We start from the raw sequence: 1491 nt of genomic DNA on the forward strand, positions 1-1491 counted from the left end.
AATTTGCTTGGCGACCATAGCGTTGCGGACCCACCTGATCCCATGCCGAACTCAGACGTGAAACGCAGCAGCGCCGATGGTAGTGTGGGGTCTCCCCATGTGAGAGTAGGTCATCGCCAGGCTCCCTATTAAGAAAAGGCCACCTTATGGGTGGCCTTTTTGCTTTTCATGTCCAGTGGCACTGTCAGTAATGATAACGCTATCTTTATTGTTGGCTGTTTTTAGAAATCTGTACCCAGTGTTTCAACGGTAACAGGACAGATGTCAGCAAATAAGGTAGGAACATTGAATATACTGATGTTTTTATAAGCGGTTGATAAAGCGATAAGTCATTTTAAGTCGCTAAGACTGGTAATTCTCGTTCAGCTGTATACAATACTTAGCAATTCTAGGGGATTAGTTCAGCCCGGTAGAACGTCGGTCTCCAAAACCGAATGTCGGCGGTTCGAATCCGTCATCCCCTGCCAGATACAAAAGCCTCGTCTTCTGACGGGGCTTTGTCATTTCTGAAGGTCAGAGCGATGCGCTGATGTCGGCGGCTGGAACGCCAGCCCGGTCGAACCGTCATCCCCTGCCAAATATGAAGCCTCATCTTCTGACGGGGCTTTATCATTTCTGAAGGTCAGCGCGATGCGCTGATGTCGGCGGCTGGAACGTCAGCCCGGTCGCTCCGTCATCCCCTGCCAAATATAAAGCCTCGTCTTCTGACGGGGCTTTGTCATTTCTGAGGGTCAGAGTGATACCATTCTAAGTAAGAATATGATCTAATTGAGGCTTCTCTTTCAGGTGGTCAAATTGCTATGGATAGCCTCAATAACATTGACTTCAAAAAGCTGGCAAGCCAGCAAAAATCCATTCAAATGAAAATGAGATTACTCGCGCTTGCCCATTTTAAAGAGGGCCAGTCCCGCACTCAAATTGCCAAGTTTCTCAAAGTCAGTAGAACCAGTGTCAACAAATGGGTTCATACCTTTCTCGAAGAAGGCCTCGAAGGACTTCAGGAAAAACCAAGAACAGGTCGTCCTGCATTCTTAACCCCAGAGCAACAAGAACAGCTTCGCCAATATCTCGAAGATAAAGCTCATAACCCGCAAGGCGGTAGACTCACGGGTGCCGATATCCATGCATATATTGTCCATAAGTTTGATAAACATTATCACCCTGATTCCATTTACTATTTGCTCGATCATATGGGATTTTCATGGATAACATCCCGCTCAAAACACCCTAAACAATGCCAAGCAACGCAAGAAGCTTTTAAAAAACTTCTTACTGGAAACGATCCGTAACATCCCGGGCCATATCAGCCTTGAGCAAGTGGATGTCTGGTTCCAGGATGAAGCCAGATTTGGCCAGCAGAATACAACGACACGGCTTTGGGCACCGCGTGGAACACGTCCCAGAGCGGTTCGGCAGCAGCAATTCGATTACGCCTATTTGTTTGGCTCTGTTTGCCCAAGCCGAGGAATCGGTGAAGCGATTGTTGTTCCT

At 47.5% G+C, this 1491-nt stretch carries 1 protein-coding gene, 1 tRNA gene and 1 rRNA gene; all 3 read left to right on the top strand.

The window, feature by feature from the left end; genetic code table 11:
• The first annotated feature begins 6 nt into the window (after positions 1–6).
• A 5S ribosomal RNA gene (gene rrf, locus IFO68_RS21770) occupies positions 7–122 on the top strand.
• A 268-nt stretch (positions 123–390) separates the two neighbouring features.
• A tRNA-Trp gene (locus IFO68_RS21775) sits at positions 391–467 on the top strand.
• 333 nt (positions 468–800) lie between these two features.
• Positions 801–1289, top strand: coding sequence for an IS630 family transposase (locus IFO68_RS21780; protein WP_192017842.1), 489 nt, complete (start codon positions 801–803; stop codon positions 1287–1289).
• The last annotated feature ends 202 nt before the right edge of the window (positions 1290–1491 follow it).

The sequence above is a fragment of the Photobacterium arenosum genome (assembly GCF_014841115.1).
Lineage (GTDB): Bacteria > Pseudomonadota > Gammaproteobacteria > Enterobacterales > Vibrionaceae > Photobacterium > Photobacterium arenosum.